This is a genomic window from Leclercia sp. S52 (genome assembly GCF_039727615.1).
Taxonomy (GTDB): Bacteria; Pseudomonadota; Gammaproteobacteria; order Enterobacterales; family Enterobacteriaceae; genus Enterobacter; species Enterobacter adecarboxylatus_B.
Map to the genome: position 1 here is coordinate 3,077,055 of NZ_CP152474.1, position 16,420 is coordinate 3,093,474.

18 protein-coding genes and 2 pseudogenes are annotated in these 16,420 nt (G+C 57.6%); 16 read left to right on the forward strand and 4 right to left on the reverse strand.

The window, feature by feature from the left end:
- The first annotated feature begins 35 nt into the window (after positions 1-35).
- From fliF to rcsA, 14 genes and pseudogenes are all read left to right on the forward strand, one after another.
- Positions 36-1,730 (forward strand): flagellar basal-body MS-ring/collar protein FliF, encoded by a 1,695-nt coding sequence (gene fliF, locus AAHB66_RS14865; RefSeq protein WP_347113453.1) that lies wholly within the window; start codon positions 36-38, stop codon positions 1,728-1,730.
- Positions 1,723-2,718: a flagellar motor switch protein FliG gene (gene fliG / locus AAHB66_RS14870; protein ID WP_032612254.1), complete on the forward strand. Its 996-nt coding sequence runs from the start codon at positions 1,723-1,725 to the stop codon at positions 2,716-2,718. The genes fliF and fliG overlap by 8 nt, the downstream gene beginning before the upstream one ends.
- Positions 2,711-3,418 (forward strand): flagellar assembly protein FliH, encoded by a 708-nt coding sequence (gene fliH, locus AAHB66_RS14875; RefSeq protein WP_191152490.1) that lies wholly within the window; start codon positions 2,711-2,713, stop codon positions 3,416-3,418. Before fliG ends, fliH begins: the two co-directional genes overlap by 8 nt.
- Complete coding sequence (gene fliI, locus AAHB66_RS14880; RefSeq protein ID WP_191152489.1) at positions 3,418-4,788, forward strand: flagellar protein export ATPase FliI; 1,371 nt, start codon at positions 3,418-3,420, stop codon at positions 4,786-4,788. The genes fliH and fliI overlap by 1 nt, the downstream gene beginning before the upstream one ends.
- Before the next feature lie 20 nt (positions 4,789-4,808).
- On the forward strand, positions 4,809-5,252 hold the full coding sequence (gene fliJ / locus AAHB66_RS14885; protein WP_333849025.1) for a flagellar export protein FliJ: 444 nt from the start codon (positions 4,809-4,811) through the stop codon (positions 5,250-5,252).
- Positions 5,249-6,448, forward strand: coding sequence for a flagellar hook length control protein FliK (gene fliK / locus AAHB66_RS14890; RefSeq protein WP_347113454.1), 1,200 nt, complete (start codon positions 5,249-5,251; stop codon positions 6,446-6,448). The genes fliJ and fliK overlap by 4 nt, the downstream gene beginning before the upstream one ends.
- A gap of 112 nt (positions 6,449-6,560) precedes the next feature.
- Positions 6,561-7,028: a flagellar basal body-associated protein FliL gene (fliL, locus tag AAHB66_RS14895; protein ID WP_191152486.1), complete on the forward strand. Its 468-nt coding sequence runs from the start codon at positions 6,561-6,563 to the stop codon at positions 7,026-7,028.
- Positions 7,029-7,032: 4 nt separating this feature from the next.
- On the forward strand, positions 7,033-8,037 hold the full coding sequence (gene fliM / locus AAHB66_RS14900; protein ID WP_191152485.1) for a flagellar motor switch protein FliM: 1,005 nt from the start codon (positions 7,033-7,035) through the stop codon (positions 8,035-8,037).
- Positions 8,034-8,447 carry a flagellar motor switch protein FliN gene (fliN, locus tag AAHB66_RS14905; RefSeq protein ID WP_032612268.1) on the forward strand — a complete coding sequence of 138 codons (414 nt, stop codon included), beginning with the start codon at positions 8,034-8,036 and terminating at the stop codon, positions 8,445-8,447. Before fliM ends, fliN begins: the two co-directional genes overlap by 4 nt.
- 2 nt (positions 8,448-8,449) lie before the next feature.
- Positions 8,450-8,824, forward strand: coding sequence for a flagellar biosynthetic protein FliO (fliO, locus tag AAHB66_RS14910; protein ID WP_191152484.1), 375 nt, complete (start codon positions 8,450-8,452; stop codon positions 8,822-8,824).
- A complete protein-coding gene (gene fliP / locus AAHB66_RS14915) occupies positions 8,824-9,561 on the forward strand; it encodes a flagellar type III secretion system pore protein FliP (protein WP_347113455.1) in 738 nt (245 codons plus the stop codon). Before fliO ends, fliP begins: the two co-directional genes overlap by 1 nt.
- A gap of 10 nt (positions 9,562-9,571) precedes the next feature.
- The gene (fliQ, locus tag AAHB66_RS14920) at positions 9,572-9,841 is read left to right on the forward strand and encodes a flagellar biosynthesis protein FliQ (RefSeq protein ID WP_032612271.1); all 270 of its coding nucleotides are present in this window, start codon (positions 9,572-9,574) and stop codon (positions 9,839-9,841) included.
- A gap of 2 nt (positions 9,842-9,843) precedes the next feature.
- A pseudogene (gene fliR, locus AAHB66_RS14925) lies at positions 9,844-10,636 on the forward strand (flagellar biosynthetic protein FliR); the annotation flags it as partial.
- Positions 10,637-10,922: 286 nt separating this feature from the next.
- Positions 10,923-11,546, forward strand: coding sequence for a transcriptional regulator RcsA (gene rcsA / locus AAHB66_RS14930; protein WP_191152481.1), 624 nt, complete (start codon positions 10,923-10,925; stop codon positions 11,544-11,546).
- A gap of 99 nt (positions 11,547-11,645) precedes the next feature.
- Here rcsA and dsrB read toward each other — a convergent pair whose 3' ends face one another.
- Positions 11,646-11,834 carry a protein DsrB gene (gene dsrB / locus AAHB66_RS14935; protein ID WP_185902371.1) on the reverse strand — a complete coding sequence of 63 codons (189 nt, stop codon included), beginning with the start codon at positions 11,832-11,834 and terminating at the stop codon, positions 11,646-11,648.
- Positions 11,835-11,962: 128 nt separating this feature from the next.
- On the opposite strand from dsrB, the gene yodD reads away from it, so the two are divergent.
- Together yodD and AAHB66_RS14945 are read left to right on the forward strand one after the other, a co-directional pair.
- Positions 11,963-12,190, forward strand: coding sequence for a YodD family peroxide/acid resistance protein (gene yodD, locus AAHB66_RS14940; protein ID WP_039032546.1), 228 nt, complete (start codon positions 11,963-11,965; stop codon positions 12,188-12,190).
- Between the two features lie 299 nt (positions 12,191-12,489).
- The gene (locus AAHB66_RS14945; RefSeq protein ID WP_347113456.1) at positions 12,490-13,302 is read left to right on the forward strand and encodes a mannosyl-3-phosphoglycerate phosphatase-related protein; all 813 of its coding nucleotides are present in this window, start codon (positions 12,490-12,492) and stop codon (positions 13,300-13,302) included.
- Here AAHB66_RS14945 and dgcQ read toward each other — a convergent pair.
- The 3 genes and pseudogenes from dgcQ to AAHB66_RS14960 all read right to left on the reverse strand — a co-directional run.
- Positions 13,284-14,906, reverse strand: a pseudogene (gene dgcQ, locus AAHB66_RS14950) (cellulose biosynthesis regulator diguanylate cyclase DgcQ); the annotation flags it as partial. The gene AAHB66_RS14945 and the pseudogene dgcQ sit on opposite strands and share 19 nt — an antisense overlap.
- Before the next feature lie 159 nt (positions 14,907-15,065).
- On the reverse strand, positions 15,066-15,248 hold the full coding sequence (locus tag AAHB66_RS14955; RefSeq protein ID WP_191152478.1) for a DUF2158 domain-containing protein: 183 nt from the start codon (positions 15,246-15,248) through the stop codon (positions 15,066-15,068).
- A gap of 78 nt (positions 15,249-15,326) precedes the next feature.
- On the reverse strand, positions 15,327-16,244 hold the full coding sequence (locus tag AAHB66_RS14960; RefSeq protein WP_347113457.1) for a DUF808 domain-containing protein: 918 nt from the start codon (positions 16,242-16,244) through the stop codon (positions 15,327-15,329).
- Between the last annotated feature and the right edge of the window lie 176 nt (positions 16,245-16,420).

A 16,420-nucleotide genomic window follows, 5' to 3' on the forward strand; every position in this document is an offset into this window, starting at 1 on the left:
AATAATGTAATCCACGATGAGTCACGAGGTGCGCAATGAGTGCGTCAGCAACATCAGCCCCTCAAACTAAATCTCTCGAATGGATGAGCCGCCTGCGCGCGAACCCTAAAGTGCCGTTGATCGTGGCAGGTGCTGCCGCTATCGCTATCGTCGTTGCTATGGTCTTATGGGCCAAACAGCCTGACTACCGCACGCTGTTCAGCAACCTCTCGGACCAGGATGGCGGCGCTATCGTCACCCAGTTAACCCAGATGAACGTCCCTTACCGTTTCTCGGATAATGGCGGCGCGCTGGAAGTTCCTGCCGATAAAGTTCACGAGCTCCGCTTACGTCTTGCCCAGCAAGGTCTGCCGAAAGGCGGCGCGGTGGGCTTCGAACTGCTGGATCAGGAAAAGTTCGGCATCAGCCAGTTCAGCGAGCAGGTTAACTACCAGCGCGCGCTGGAAGGCGAACTGGCCCGCACCATCGAAACGCTGGGCCCGCTGAAGAGCGCCCGCGTTCACCTGGCGATGCCAAAACCGACCCTGTTTGTCCGTGAACAGAAAGCGCCTTCGGCTTCCGTCACCGTTAATCTGCAGCCTGGCCGCGCGCTGGATGAAGGGCAGATTAGCGCCGTGGTGCATCTGGTCTCCAGCGCCGTCGCCGGTTTACCGCCGGGTAACGTGACCCTGGTGGATCAGATGGGTCGCCTGTTAACCAAATCCACGACCAGCGATCGCGATCTGAATGACGCGCAGCTGAAATATGCCACTGACGTGGAAAACCGCGTTCAGAGCCGCATCGAAGCCATTCTTGGCCCGATTGTCGGCACCAGCAACGTCCACGCGCAGGTTACCGCGCAGATCGATTTTGCCAATAAAGAGCAGACGGAAGAGCAGTATCGTCCGAACGGCGATGCCGCCCAGGCCGTCATGCGCTCACGTCAGGTCAATGACTCCGAACAGGTAGGCGGCGCAGCGGGTGGTGTACCAGGTGCACTCTCCAACCAGCCGGCTCCGGCGAATACCGCACCAATTAATGCACCGGCGCAAAACCAACAGAACGGTCAACAAAACGGCCAGCAGAATGGTCAGCAGGCGCGAGCACAGCAAACCGCAGCCAGCGCAGGTCCGCGTACCAGTAGCCATAACGAAACCACTAACTACGAAGTCGATCGCACCATTCGTCACACCAAAATGAACACCGGTGATGTGCAGCGTCTCTCCGTGGCGGTGGTCGTCAACTACAAAACCCTGCCGGACGGTAAGCCACTGCCGCTGACCACCGAGCAGATGAAGCAGATCGAAGACCTGACCCGTGAAGCCATGGGCTACTCCGAGAAGCGTGGCGATACCCTCAACGTCGTGAACTCGCCGTTCAGCGCCGTTGACGATACCAGCGGTGAACTGCCGTTCTGGAAAACCCAGTCGTTTATCGATCAGATGCTTGAAGCCGGTCGCTGGCTGCTGGTGGTGATTGTTGCCTGGCTGCTGTGGCGTAAAGCGGTACGTCCGCAGATCGTCCGCCGCGCCGAAGAGGCCAAAGCGCTGAAAGAGCAAACCCTGCTGCGCGAAGAGACGCAGGAAGCGGTGGAAGTGCGCCTCAGCAAAGACGAACAGATGCAGCAGCGCCGTGCTAACCAGCGCATGGGCGCTGAGGTGATGAGCCAGCGTATTCGCGAAATGTCAGATAACGATCCGCGCGTCGTGGCGCTGGTCATTCGCCAGTGGATGAGTACAGAAAATGAGTAACCTTACCGGAACGGATAAAAGCGTCATCCTGCTGATGACCATTGGCGAGGACCGGGCGGCAGAGGTGTTCAAACACCTCTCCCAGCGCGAAGTGCAGGTTCTCAGTGCGGCGATGGCCAACGTGCGTCAGATCTCCAACAAGCAGCTGACCGACGTGCTGGCGGAGTTTGAGCAGGAAGCCGAACAGTTTGCGGCGCTCAACGTCAACGCCAACGAATACCTGCGTTCGGTGCTGGTCAAGGCGCTCGGAGAAGAGCGCGCCGCCAGCCTGCTGGAGGATATTCTCGAGACCCGCGATACCGCCAGCGGTATCGAAACGCTCAACTTTATGGAACCGCAGACCGCCGCCGACCTTATTCGCGACGAGCATCCGCAGATTATCGCCACCATCCTGGTCCACCTCAAGCGTGGCCAGGCGGCAGATATTCTGGCGCTGTTCGACGAACGTCTGCGTCACGATGTGATGCTGCGTATCGCCACCTTCGGCGGCGTCCAGCCGGCGGCGCTGGCGGAGTTGACCGAAGTGCTGAACGGCCTGCTCGACGGCCAGAACCTCAAGCGCAGCAAAATGGGCGGCGTGAGAACGGCGGCAGAAATTATCAACCTGATGAAAACACAGCAGGAAGAGGCGGTCATTACCGCCGTGCGCGAATTCGACGGCGAACTGGCGCAGAAAATCATCGACGAGATGTTCCTGTTCGAAAACCTGGTCGACGTGGACGACCGCAGTATCCAGCGCCTGCTGCAGGAAGTGGACTCCGAATCGCTGCTCATCGCCCTCAAAGGCGCCGAACAGCCGCTGCGCGAGAAGTTCCTGCGCAACATGTCCCAGCGTGCGGCGGATATCCTGCGCGACGACCTTGCCAACCGTGGCCCGGTGCGTCTGTCTCAGGTGGAAAACGAACAGAAAGCCATCCTCCTTATTGTGCGTCGTCTGGCCGAGACCGGCGAGATGGTGGTAGGCAGCGGCGAGGATACCTATGTCTGATGAACTGCCGTGGAAGATCTGGACGCCTGACGATCTCTCCCCTCCTCGCGCGGAATTTGTGCCTGCGAGCATCATCCCTGCCGAGGCAGGTGATGATGGCGAAGAGCCTGAGCTGAGCGAAGAGGAGCAGCGCGCGCAGCAGCTGGCGCAGATCCAGATGCAGGCGCACGATCAGGGCTATGCTGCCGGCATGAACGAAGGCCGGCAGAAAGGCCAGGAGCAGGGCTATCAGGAAGGGCTGGCCCAGGGGCTGGCGCAAGGTTTAGAGCAGGCGCGTGCCCAGCAGGCGCCGATCCATGCCCGGATGCAGCAGCTGGTCAGCGAGTTCCAGAATACCCTGGACGCGCTGGACAGCGTTATTGCCTCGCGCCTGATGCAGATGGCGCTGGAAGCGGCACGTCAGGTCATCGGCCACACCCCGCCGGTGGATAACTCCTCGCTGATCAAACAGATCCAGGGTCTGCTGCAGCAGGAGCCGCTGTTCAGCGGCAAACCGCAGCTGCGCGTTCACCCGGACGATCTGCAGCGCGTAGAAGAGATGCTCGGCGCGACCCTCAGCCTGCACGGCTGGCGTCTGCGCGGCGATCCGACCCTGCATCACGGCGGCTGCAAAGTCTCTGCCGATGAAGGCGATCTGGACGCCAGCGTGGCAACCCGCTGGCAGGAACTGTGCCGCCTGGCGGCACCGGGAGTCATCTGATGACCGCACGCCTGACCCGCTGGCTTAACACCCTCGACAACTTTGAAACGAAGATGGCGCAACTGCCTGCGGTTCGCCGCTATGGCCGTTTAACCCGTGCCACCGGTCTGGTCCTGGAGGCCACCGGCCTGCAGCTGCCGCTGGGAGCCACCTGCATTATCGAACGCCAGGACGGCAACGAGATCCGCGAAGTCGAGAGCGAAGTGGTGGGCTTTAACGGCCAGCGTCTGTTCCTCATGCCGCTGGAAGAGGTCGAAGGCGTTCTGCCCGGCGCGCGCGTGTACGCCAAAAATTTATCCGGCGACGGACTGCACAGCGGCAAACAGCTGCCGCTCGGCCCGGCGCTGCTCGGACGGGTGCTGGACGGCGCCGGTAAACCGCTGGACGGTCTGCCCTCCCCCGATACCACCGAAACCGGGGCGCTGATCACTCAGCCCTTTAACCCGCTACAACGTACCCCGATCGAGCATGTGCTCGATACCGGCGTGCGCCCGATCAACGCCCTGCTGACCGTCGGTCGCGGCCAACGTATGGGCCTGTTTGCCGGCTCCGGCGTCGGCAAATCGGTGCTGCTCGGGATGATGGCCCGCTACACCCAGGCCGACGTCATTGTGGTGGGGCTGATTGGCGAGCGTGGTCGTGAAGTCAAAGATTTTATCGAGAATATCCTCGGTGCCGAAGGGCGTGCCCGGTCGGTGGTGATCGCCGCGCCGGCGGATGTATCTCCCCTGCTGCGTATGCAGGGTGCCGCCTACGCCACACGCATTGCGGAAGATTTTCGCGATCGGGGTAAGCATGTCCTGCTGATCATGGACTCCCTGACCCGTTACGCGATGGCCCAGCGTGAAATCGCCCTCGCGATCGGCGAACCGCCAGCAACCAAAGGCTATCCGCCTTCGGTCTTCGCCAAATTACCGGCGCTGGTGGAACGCGCGGGTAACGGTATCAGCGGCGGCGGCTCGATCACCGCATTTTATACGGTGCTGACCGAAGGCGATGACCAGCAGGATCCGATTGCCGACTCGGCACGTGCGATCCTCGACGGGCACATCGTTCTGTCGCGCCGCCTGGCCGAAGCGGGCCACTATCCGGCGATCGATATCGAAGCCTCGATCAGCCGTGCGATGACGGCCCTGATTAGCGAGAAGCATTACGCCCGGGTGCGTAACTTCAAGCAGCTGCTCTCCAGCTTCCAGCGCAACCGCGATCTGGTCAGCGTCGGCGCCTATGCCAAAGGCAGCGACCCGATGCTCGACAAGGCGATTGCCCTCTGGCCGCACCTGGAGGCGTATCTGCAGCAGGGTATTTTTGAAAAAGCCGACTGGGAAAGCTCGATCCAGGCTCTGGAAATGATTTTCCCGCAGGTGTAACCGAGTAGAGGGCGAATGTCATGGCACAACACGGCGCATTAACCACGCTGAAAGATCTGGCCGAGAAAGACGTTGATAATGCCGCACAGCAGCTTGGCGCGATGCGCCGCGGGTATCAGCAGGCGGAAGAGCAGCTGAAGATGTTGATCGACTACCAGCATGAGTATCGCACCAACCTCAACACGGACATGGCTCAGGGCATCGGCAGCCAGCGCTGGATCAACTATCAACAGTTCATCCAGACGCTGGAGAAAGCCATAGAACAGCATCGCCAGCAGGTGCTTCAGTGGACCGAGAAGGTTGACCGGGCCCTGAACTTCTGGCGCGAGAAGAAACAGCGTTTACAGGCCTGGCAAACCTTGCAGGATCGCCAGCTTGCCGCAGCGAATCTGGCGGAAAGCCGTCTCGATCAGAAAAAAATGGATGAATTTGCCCAGCGCGCAACAATGAGGACACCGGAATGATCACCCTTCAACAACTGCTTTCGACCGATACCGAGCTTACGGGTGCCGTGCGGGGCGGAAAAGCGGCCGACGGCGCGCAGGACTTTCTTGCCCTGCTGACAGGCGCGCTAGGCGATGCCAAAGGCCAGGGCAACGGGGTCGGTCTCACGCTGAACGATCTCCAGACCGCAGGCGGAAAGCGGGCCACCGTGGCGCTGAAAGCCGACGCCACCGATATTGATGCCGACACCGACGCCGGGAAACTGGCCGAACTGCTGGCGCGTCAGGATCTCACGGTCACCGACGAAACGACCGCCCAGCCTGCCCTGACCTCCGGGCTGCTGCCCGCTGTCAAAGGCGACGTGCTGAAGAGCCTGACCCAGGCGGCCAAAGAGGCCGACAGCAAAACCGATCTCAGTGATGAAGAGCTGGCGGGATTAAGCGCCCTGATGGCGATGCTGCCCCACCAGCAGACCGCCACTGCCGCTGCCCCTCAGCCGGTAAGCACCGGGGGCATTGACGTTAAGGCCTCCCTGACCAGCGACCGTGGCCGTCAGCCTGCGCTGGACACCGATGCCCTGCGCACCGCCAAAGCCGTGGCGCAGGATAAAGATGCCGCACTGGCCTCCAGCACGCAGCTGACGCCAGCCGTTGCCGCGACGACGACGAAGCAGGCGGCAGAGAGCACCCCGTCCCCGACCGGGCCGACCGTCACCATGGGGCCGATTGTCAGCAGCCACACCTCAGTGCAGCCGACCCTGGCCGCCGCGCCGGTGGTCAGCGCCCAGCTGGGCAGCAATGAATGGCAGCAGACGATCAGCCAGCACATCACTCTGTTCACCCGTCAGGGCCAGCAGAGCGCCGAGCTGCGTCTGCACCCGGAAGACCTGGGTCAGGTGCAGATCTCCCTGAAACTGGATGATAACCAGGCGCAGCTGCAGATGATCTCCGGCCACAGCCACGTGCGTGCGGCGCTGGAAGCGGCCCTGCCGGTGCTGCGTACCCAGCTGGCGGAAAACGGCATTGAGCTGACGCAAAGCAGCATCAGCAGTGAAAACTTCAACGGCCAGCAGCAGGCTTCGTCTCAGCATCAGCAGCAGACTTCCCGCTCCGGCAACACCGGCGGATTCGATGAAGAGAGCGATGAGCTGCTGGCGGTGCCTGCCTCCCTGCAGTCCGCGGCTCGTGGAAACAACGCTGTCGATATCTTCGCCTAAACCTAAACGCCAGAGGTAGCGTGATTATCCCCGTCTTTTCGACCCTTTGACGGCGAGCGGACACGGGATAATCATCTCCATCAGCAGTTCCGAAACAGGAAGCACGAATCAGATGACTGACTCCGCCATCACCAAGAAAAGTAAGCGTTCCATCTGGATCCCGCTTCTGGTGTTAATTACGCTCGCCGCCTGCGCTACCGCAGGTTACAGCTACTGGCGCATGAATAAAGCACCGTCAGCCGCAGCCAAAGCGGAGCCACCACCGCCGGCGGCCCCGGTCTTTTTCGCGCTGGATACCTTTACCGTTAACCTGGGCGATGCCGAACACGTGTTTTACGTGGGCATTACGCTGCGTCTGAAAGACGACGCCACCCGTACCCGTCTGAGTGAATATCTGCCGGAAGTGCGCAGCCGTCTGCTGCTGCTGTTCTCGCGTCAGGATGCCGCGCAGCTGTCTACCGATGAAGGTAAACAAAAACTGGTGGCGGACATTAAGCAAACGCTGGCCGCGCCTCTGGTAAGCGGTCAACCTAAGCAGGAAGTCACCGACGTTCTGTATACAGCTTTCATTCTGCGGTAACGACATGGGCGACAGTATTCTTTCTCAGGCGGAAATCGATGCGCTGCTCAACGGCGACAGCGATAAATCCGACGAACCAAAACCGGGTGCGGCGGGCGACAGCGACATTCGCCCCTACGATCCCAATACCCAGCGTCGCGTGGTGCGCGAGCGTCTGCAGGCGCTGGAGATCATCAACGAACGTTTTGCCCGTCAGTTCCGTATGGGGCTGTTTAACCTGCTGCGTCGTAGCCCGGATATCACCGTCGGTGCGATCCGCATTCAGCCGTATCATGAGTTCGCCCGTAACCTGCCGGTGCCGACGAACCTCAACCTGATCCATCTGAAACCGCTGCGCGGCACGGGCCTGTTCGTCTTCTCGCCAAGCCTGGTGTTTATCGCCGTGGATAACCTCTTCGGCGGTGACGGACGTTTCCCGACCAAAGTGGAAGGCCGCGAGTTTACCCATACCGAACAGCGCGTGATCAACCGCATGCTGAAGCTGGCCCTTGAAGGCTACAGCGACGCGTGGAAAGCGATTCACCCGCTGGACGTGGAGTATGTCCGTTCCGAGATGCAGGTGAAGTTCACCAACATCACCACCTCGCCAAACGACATCGTGGTTAACACCCCATTCCACGTGGAGATCGGCAACCTGACCGGTGAGTTCAATATCTGCCTGCCGTTCAGCATGATTGAGCCGCTGCGCGAAGTGCTGGTGAACCCGCCGCTGGAAAACTCCCGCCACGAAGACCAGAACTGGCGTGAAAACCTGGTGCGCCAGGTGCAGCACTCCCAGCTGGAGCTGGTGGCGAACTTTGCCGACGTCCCGCTGCGGTTATCGCAAATCTTAAAATTAAAACCCGGTGATGTGCTGCCGATCGACAAACCCGATCGCATTATTGCCCATGTGGATGGCGTGCCCGTGCTGACCAGCCAGTATGGCACCGTGAACAATCAATACGCCTTACGCGTTGAGCACCTGATTAACCCGATTTTGAATTCTCTGAATGAGGAACAGCCCAAATGAGTGATATGAACAATCCGTCCGATGACAACAACGGAGCACTGGACGATCTGTGGGCTGAGGCGTTAAACGAACAAAAAGCACCGGCCAGCAAAAGCGTCGCCGATGCGGTGTTCCAGCAGCTGGGCGGCGGTGACGTCAGCGGCACGCTGCAGGATATCGATCTGATTATGGACATCCCGGTCAAGCTGACCGTGGAGCTGGGCCGTACCCGTATGACCATCAAAGAGCTGCTGCGCCTGACGCAGGGTTCCGTGGTGGCGCTGGATGGACTGGCGGGTGAGCCGCTGGATATTCTGATCAACGGCTACCTGATTGCCCAGGGTGAAGTCGTGGTTGTCGCCGATAAATACGGCGTACGTATCACCGACATTATCACCCCGTCCGAACGTATGCGTCGTCTGAGCCGCTAAGCATGAAAACCCAGGCAATCGTCTCACAACCCTCTGCCGTTCCAGGTTCGCCGCTGCTTCAGGTCAGCGGTGCGCTGTTGGGGATCATTGCCTTTATTTTGATTGTCGCCTGGCTGGCAAAACGCGTCGGCCTGGCGGGCAAAACCGCCGGGGCGCGCGGGCTGAAGCTCGCGGCCAGCACCTCGCTGGGGCCACGCGAGCGCGTGGTGATCGTGGAAGTGGAAGACGCCCGGCTGGTGCTGGGTGTGACCGCCTCGCAAATAAATATTCTGCATACATTGCCGCCTGCACCGGTCTCCGAGGAGAGTCGCGCAGAGGTTCCACCGGATTTTCAGTCCGTGATGAAGAGTTTGCTTAAGCGTTCCGGGAGATCGTGATGCGCCGTGTTTTATCCCTTGCGCTTGCAGGCCTTGGCCTGTTTGCTCCCACCGTGTACGCCCAGCTGCCAGGCCTGATCTCCACGCCGATGGCCGGTGGCGGCCAGAGCTGGTCTCTGCCGGTTCAGACGCTGGTATTCATCACCTCGCTGACCTTTATTCCGGCGATCCTGCTGATGATGACCAGCTTTACCCGCATCATCATCGTGTTCGGTCTGCTGCGTAACGCCCTCGGCACCCCGTCAGCGCCGCCAAACCAGGTGCTGCTCGGTCTGTCTCTGTTTTTGACCTTCTTTATTATGTCACCGGTGATCGACAAGATTTATGTCGATGCCTATCAGCCGTTCAGTGAAGATAAGATCTCGATGCAGGAGGCGCTGGATAAAGGGGCGCAGCCGCTGCGCGAATTTATGCTGCGTCAGACGCGTGAAGCCGACCTGGCACTGTTTGCCCGTCTGGCCAACGCCGGGCCGATCCAGGGCCCGGAAGCGGTGCCGATGCGCATTCTGCTGCCTGCTTACGTCACCAGCGAGCTGAAAACTGCCTTCCAGATTGGTTTTACGATTTTCATTCCGTTTTTGATTATCGACCTGGTGATCGCCAGCGTGCTGATGGCGCTGGGGATGATGATGGTGCCGCCGGCAACCATTGCCCTGCCCTTCAAGCTGATGCTGTTTGTACTGGTGGACGGCTGGCAGCTGCTGGTCGGCTCGCTGGCGCAAAGTTTCTACAGTTAAGGAGCGCGCAATGACGCCAGAATCGGTCATGATGATGGGCACGGAGGCGATGAAAGTCGCGATCTCCGTTGCCGCTCCCCTGCTGCTGGTGGCGCTGGTCACCGGTCTTATCATCAGTATTTTGCAGGCAGCCACCCAGATTAACGAAATGACCCTGTCATTTATCCCAAAAATCATTGCCGTGTTCGTGGCGATTATTATTGCCGGACCCTGGATGCTGAACCTGCTGCTGGATTACATGCGTAATCTGTTTACTAACCTGCCGTACATCATCGGCTAGCCATGCTGCAGATTACCAGCGATCAATGGCTTGAGTGGCTCGGCCTCTACTTCTGGCCCCTGCTGCGCATTCTGGCCCTGATCTCCACCGCGCCGATCCTCAGTGAACGGGCGATCCCCAAGCGGGTGAAAATTGGCCTTGCCATTCTGATCACCATTATCGTGGCCCCAACGCTGCCGCCGGTAAACGTGCCGATTTTCTCAGCCCCGGCGCTGTGGGTCGGGCTACAGCAGATCCTGATCGGCGTGGCTATCGGCTTTACCATGCAGTTCGCCTTTGCCGCCGTGCGCATGGCCGGGGAGCTGATTGGTCTACAGATGGGCCTGTCGTTTGCCACCTTCTTTGACCCCGGTAGCCGGCTCAACATGCCGATCATCGCCCGTATTATCGACCTGCTGGCGCTGCTGCTGTTTCTGGCCTTTGACGGCCACCTGTGGCTGATTTCGATGCTGGTGGATACCTTCCACTCCCTGCCGATTGGCGGCGACGCGGTGAACAGCAACGCCTTTATGGCCCTGACCCGCGCGGCCGGACTGATCTTCCTCAACGGCCTGATGCTGGCGCTGCCGCTCATCACCCTGCTGCTGACCGTCAACCTGGCGCTGGGTTTACTGAACCGTATGGCGCCGCAGCTCTCGGTGTTTGTGATTGGTTTCCCGATCACCCTGACCGTCGGCATTTTGCTTATTTCCCTGTTAATGCCGCTTATTGCGCCTTTCTGTGAACGCTTATTCAGTGAGGTATTTAATCTGCTGAGCAATATCCTGAGCGAACTTTCCGCGAAATAATAACCCCTGTGTTTTATATTGTCTCTCTGAGGATATTCCTAAAAGAAGAATTGAGAAACATCTACCAGGATATATCTGGCGCGGCCTGATTGTTTTTATCCACCTCACAATATTAAACATTTACTTTACTTTAAGATGTTTCCTGGCAAATTATACGTAACTTTACGGGATAGTGAGTTCGCCTGAAAGTCCTTGTAATGCTCACAGGTAATTATTTATTCCATCCCGTATGGCTGTTATAGAGCTCTCAGGCAGGTGGTAAATTATCGTTATGCATTGAGTGAGGGTATGCCATGTCAACGATCATTATGGATTTATGCAGTTACACCCGGCTAGGGTTGACCGGGTATCTGGCCAGCAGAGGGGTAAAGAAAAAAGACATCAACGACGTACACAACGTTGACGAACTTGCCGCCGCATGTGAAGCCTTGACGCCAGGTGTGGTGTTTATTAATGAGGACTGTTTCATTCACGATCCCGCCAACAGTCAGCAAATTAAGCAAATCATTAATCAGCATCCCGGCACGCTGTTTATTGTATTTATGGCGATTGCTAATCTCCATTTCGACGAATATTTACGGGTCCGTCAGAATCTTCTGATTAGTTCAAAATCCATTAAGCCCGAATCTCTGGATGATCTGGTGGGGGATTATTTAAGCAAAGAGATAAAGAGTGTAGCGAAAGTTAATTTTCCGACTTTATCATTAAGCCGAACTGAATCCAGCATGCTGCGAATGTGGATGGCCGGACAGGGAACGATTCAGATTTCCGATCAGATGAATATCAAAGCCAAGACCGTTTCGTCACATAAGGGAAATATTAAAAGGAAAATAAAAACGCATAATAAGCAAGTGATCTATCATGTCGTACGGCTGACGGACAATGTGACCAACGGAATTTACGTTAACCTGCGTTAACCCCTCCCCTTTTCAATTGTTCTCCGATCTCTGGCTATGCCAGAGATTTTTCCCCTGTTCTATGAGGGTCGGGCCAGCCCGCGCTACCCGACACGAACGCTACTCCTGGCTTTCGACAAAAATGCCGTCAGGGTGGCCAAGTTCGTTAAAGAACCAGATCCCGAGCGGGTAGTCTTCCAGCGAGACCAGATACATCGTGCCTTCGTTAAATTGCTCAACCGCCAGAACAACACCCGGCCGGCGCGGCCCGCCGTCCGTTTTGACTGTTACCCGATCGTTGACCTTCATAGAATCCTCCTCTGGTTTTGAGCCAGTGTAGAACAAAACGTGAAAACTGGCAGCGTGTTGCCGCGCGATTGGCGCTTTTATCGACGGTCTATACTTACAGGTGGACACCCGGTAATGAGGAGTGAGTAATGAAGACCGCAAAAGAGTACAGCGAAACGGCAAAACGGGAAGTGAATGTTGACGTCGATGCCCTGCTCGCCGCGATCAATGAAATCAGCGAGAGCGAAGTAAAACGGATTGAAGATGACCCTACCAGGGTAAGGGTAAACGATCGGGATTACCACACCTGGCGCGAGCTGGCTGAGGCCTTCGAGCTCGATATCCATGATTTTAGCGTGACGGAAGTGAATCGGTGAGACGAAAAAAAATCCCGGTCATGGGGTGACCGGGATCAAGCTTGCTTATGCAAGAAGCACTTGTAAATTCGTTACACCAGGAAATCTGATGTCGGGTAGACATTATCTGCAAAATTTTTGTAAGACAAGAATATATTTTGCACATTTATAGTTACCCGGAGAAATTAAAAAATTCGTTATGGTTGCCAACAGGCTTGGGGCGCGGCCTGAACGGGATCGGTTCCATAAGCGAAACTTTTGCTGCAAATTTTTTTAAGAAAAATCCTATGAAGCAACCTTGATCCGTTACGGGAGATGCTATGCCTTCACTTGAGGACCCGCTGCTCATCTATAGCGATCTGGATGGCACACTGCTGGATATCCATACCTACGACTGGCAGCCCGCTACCGGCTGGCTGGAGACCTTACAGGACCATCAAATTCCGGTCATTCTCTGCAGCAGCAAAACCGCAGCGGAGATGCTGGAGATCCAGAGCGATCTCGGCCTGGATGGCCTGCCCTTTATTGCTGAAAACGGCGCGGTGATCCAGCTGGATGTGCGCTGGAACGACCACCCCGATGCCCCACGGCTGATCAACGGCGTTTCTCATACCGATATCGTTAAGGTGATCAATCAGCTGCGCGCAGACGCGGGTTACAAGTTCACGACCTTTGATGATGTCGATGACCGGGTGATTAGCGAGTGGACCGGACTCAACCGCGACAGAGCAATGCTGGCGCGGCTGCACGAAGCCTCGGTGACGCTGATCTGGCGCGACAGTGACGAGAAAATGGCAGCCTTTGAGGCGGCCCTGGTGCAACTGGGGCTGAAGTTTGTTCAGGGCGCGCGCTTCTGGCACATCCTTGATGCCCGGGGCGGCAAAGATCAGGCTATCAACTGGCTCAACGAGCAGTACCTGCAGCGCGATGGCATGCTGCCCACTACCTTAGGGCTGGGCGATGGCCCAAACGACGCACCGCTGCTGGATAGCGTTGACTTGGCGGTGGTGGTCAAAGGCATTAACCGCCAGGGTGTACAGCTAAAAAACGACGATCCGGAGCGAGTCTACCATACCCAACAGCCCGGGCCTGCGGGCTGGCGTGAAGGACTGGATCACTTCTTCTCGTCCTGACCGACCACCTGATTGCGTCCTCGCTGTTTCGCCTGGTAGAGACGGGCGTCAGCGATGGACTGCAGCTGTTCAAAGTCATAATTACCGCTTTCACGGGCGCTGCTGACGCCGATCGACACGCTGATGCGCGCCGTCTGGCTCTTTTTCACCAGGATCTCGCGGTCATTGATGCGCTCACGGATCCGCTCGGCAATCAGCATCGCCTCTTCAGGCCCGGCCCCCGGCAGGACCACGCAAAACTCTTCGCCTCCTACGCGCCCGGCAACGTCCGCCTCGCGTATCGTGCTGGTGATTAACCGGGCTGCATGGGTGAGTACCTTGTCACCCGCCTGGTGACCATATTTGTCGTTAATGCTTTTAAAATGGTCGAGATCCATCTGCATCACCGAGAACGGCTGCTGCTGCTGTTCGCATCGCTTCGCCAGCGCTTTTGCCCGCTCAAAGAGCGCGCCACGGTTATTGATGCGCGTCAGGGGATCGTGCCAGGCCTGCCACTGCAGCGAGTGTTGCAGCCGGTACATGTTGCTCACCATCCGGCGGATCACGAACCACGAGACAACCAGCATCCCGGTGAACAGCAGCCACAGCAGCGTCAGGGCAATGGTAATGCTGCCAAAGTCGCCCTGCGCCCCTTCCCTTAAGGTGTGGATACGCAGCAGGACGCCGTCGAAGTGGTCCAGGTGCTGCCAGTTGACGTAACGGCTCCCCAGCCGCAGTTCCCCCTGGGTATCCTTCGCCATGGCACCAGCAATTTGCGCCCGCTCGCGCGCGTCAAAACGGTTGGTATGGCTGGCGATGCTCTCCGAGGAGGCGAGCAGAGTTAGACTGTTATCGTAGAGCTGGAATTCCCCTTCGCCGTTACCGTCTACCGCATCCTGCAGCAGCTTCCTCATCCCCTGAAGCGTAAAATCAATTGCCAGAACGCCGTACCAGTAGCGCTGATAGTCAACCGGCACGCTGACCGTGACGACCTGCTCTTGCGCAGCCTGCTCGGTAAACCAGCGCACGCTGCGGGCCCGGTTGTCCCGCTCTGACTGCCGGGTAAACCACGGGCTGATCACCAGCTGATAGTAGCGGGTGGCGATATCCCTTTGACCGTCGCCGGGATTGGTCGAGACGTAAAAACCCGCCCGGGAGACGTAGACCACGCGCCGGGCGTGCGCCGCAGGGGCGTTAATACGCAGCAAATAGCCCATTTCGAAGGCGGCGCTCATCTCCTGTTCCAGCCGTTCGTTGTCGCGGACCAGGCTGTTGGTTTGCTCGACAAAGGCATCGGAAACGCCATGCAGGGTAAGAGTGCGCCGCGCGTCGAAAGTCAGATCCCAGACGTTTTTTCCTCGCAGGTCGCTGATACGCGAGACGGTATCGCGCAGCACCGTCGAAGCCAGTGGGGTTTCAAGGGCGTCCTGCATGCCGTTGCGAAAGAAGAGCAGCTTTTCGACGCTGAACTGCAGCTGGCGATCCAGCGAGTTGACCACGTTCTCGAGATGGGTGTGCTGAGTGGCAGCGTAGGCGTCCTCCAGCACCACAGCCTCGCGCCAGGTCAATAGCGTGGAGAAGATGAGAACAGTAATAAAGCAAATGTTAACAACCCGGCCCGGATGAAAATGATGACGTGCCGAAAAAAACCTCTTTTCTTACAATATCGTCGGGCTGCACACATACTCCCTGAAAGCCATCCGCACCGGCGGGGACGGTAATATTACTGCCTGTTAGCGATTATAGTGCACAAAAACGCCCGGCATTGCCGGGCGTAGCGTGACTTAAGCCGTGTCCTGTCGCCGGGTGCCGTCACCATGCTGAAGCTCATCTTCACGAAACGCTTCCTGCTTGATGCCGTAACCGTCGTACCAGCGACACTCCACCATTCCGCTTGCATAGCCGGTGACGACCATACGTGGACCGCCGTTTTTTGGCTTAACTTCATCGCTGACCAGAAAGACCATAACCGCCTCCTTTATCAGTGTGAAACTGTATCAATTTAGTCGAGGAATAACAGTTATGCCTGGTATAGCTGGAAGTTATTAATGTGAGCGACCACGCATTTTTTCCACGAGTTTTACTACCGCCACCACAATAAGACCAATGATCAAACCGATCACCAGATTCAGTAAGGTGGGTAAAACGGTTGCAATAACAGCACCTTGTGCCTGGGCAAAGTGTTCGATGGCATGATGCAGCGGGGCAATACCGTGTACCACAATCCCGCCGCCGACCAGGAACATCGCCAGGGTGCCGATTACCGACAGAGACTTCATCAGCCAGGGAGCGACCACCAGCAGGGTTTTACCGGTCATCTTCGCCAGCGCGCTGGTTTTATCACTCAGCCAGTAGCCGACGTCATCGAGTTTAACGATGATCCCCACCAGGCCGTAGACCCCCAGGGTGACCACGAAGGCGATGCCGGATAGCACCAGCACCTGGTTTAGCAGCGGTGCATCCGCCACAATCCCAAGGGTGATGGCCACAATTTCCGCCGACAGGATAAAGTCGGTGCGGATCGCCCCCTTAATTTTATCCCGCTCAAAGGTGACAGGATCCTGAGCTGCCAGCGCCTCCAGACGCTGTTGCCGCGCTTCCGGGCTCTCCTTCCCTTTATTTTTACGCGATTCGAGCGAGTGCAATATTTTCTCTGCCCCTTCAAAGCAGAGAAACGCCCCGCCCACCATCAGCAGCGGCGTAATGGCCCAGGGTATAAAAGCGCTGATCAGCAACGCCAACGGTACGAGGATCACTTTATTGAGCAAAGAGCCCTTCGCCACCGCCCAGACCACCGGCAGCTCCCGGTTAGCGCGCACGCCCGAGACCTGCTGGGCGTTGAGGGAGAGATCGTCCCCCAGCACGCCCGCGGTCTTCTTGGCCGCCAGTTTTCCCATCAGCGAAATATCGTCCAGCAGCGTGGCAATATCATCCAGCAGTGTTAACAAGCTACTTCCCGCCAAAATTACGTTCCTTCTTTTTTGTTAATAACCTGAACAGTATGGAGTAAAACCGGGAACCCCGAAACTATCCCGTTTAAATCAACAAATAATTCACAACTATTGAACAATTAAAGGGCTCGCCAGCGTGATAGTTTTCACGTTAACTATATGCGACCTTTTTATTACGCCGTGAGGGA

Bases quoted from the DNA above. Each gene is read 5' to 3' on its own strand.
- fliG (WP_032612254.1), top strand. From the start codon at position 1,723: ATGAGTAACCTTACCGGAACGGATAAAAGCGTCATCCTGCTGATGACC.
- fliQ (WP_032612271.1), top strand. From the start codon at position 9,572: ATGACGCCAGAATCGGTCATGATGATGGGCACGGAGGCGATGAAAGTC.
- fliJ (WP_333849025.1), top strand. From the start codon at position 4,809: ATGGCACAACACGGCGCATTAACCACGCTGAAAGATCTGGCCGAGAAA.
- fliI (WP_191152489.1), top strand. From the start codon at position 3,418: ATGACCGCACGCCTGACCCGCTGGCTTAACACCCTCGACAACTTTGAA.
- fliO (WP_191152484.1), top strand. From the start codon at position 8,450: ATGAAAACCCAGGCAATCGTCTCACAACCCTCTGCCGTTCCAGGTTCG.
- fliN (WP_032612268.1), top strand. From the start codon at position 8,034: ATGAGTGATATGAACAATCCGTCCGATGACAACAACGGAGCACTGGAC.
- fliM (WP_191152485.1), top strand. From the start codon at position 7,033: ATGGGCGACAGTATTCTTTCTCAGGCGGAAATCGATGCGCTGCTCAAC.
- dsrB (WP_185902371.1), bottom strand. From the start codon at position 11,834: ATGAAGGTCAACGATCGGGTAACAGTCAAAACGGACGGCGGGCCGCGC.
- fliK (WP_347113454.1), top strand. From the start codon at position 5,249: ATGATCACCCTTCAACAACTGCTTTCGACCGATACCGAGCTTACGGGT.
- fliH (WP_191152490.1), top strand. From the start codon at position 2,711: ATGTCTGATGAACTGCCGTGGAAGATCTGGACGCCTGACGATCTCTCC.
- AAHB66_RS14945 (WP_347113456.1), top strand. From the start codon at position 12,490: ATGCCTTCACTTGAGGACCCGCTGCTCATCTATAGCGATCTGGATGGC.
- fliL (WP_191152486.1), top strand. From the start codon at position 6,561: ATGACTGACTCCGCCATCACCAAGAAAAGTAAGCGTTCCATCTGGATC.
- fliP (WP_347113455.1), top strand. From the start codon at position 8,824: ATGCGCCGTGTTTTATCCCTTGCGCTTGCAGGCCTTGGCCTGTTTGCT.
- rcsA (WP_191152481.1), top strand. From the start codon at position 10,923: ATGTCAACGATCATTATGGATTTATGCAGTTACACCCGGCTAGGGTTG.
- fliF (WP_347113453.1), top strand. From the start codon at position 36: ATGAGTGCGTCAGCAACATCAGCCCCTCAAACTAAATCTCTCGAATGG.
- AAHB66_RS14955 (WP_191152478.1), bottom strand. From the start codon at position 15,248: ATGGTCTTTCTGGTCAGCGATGAAGTTAAGCCAAAAAACGGCGGTCCA.
- yodD (WP_039032546.1), top strand. From the start codon at position 11,963: ATGAAGACCGCAAAAGAGTACAGCGAAACGGCAAAACGGGAAGTGAAT.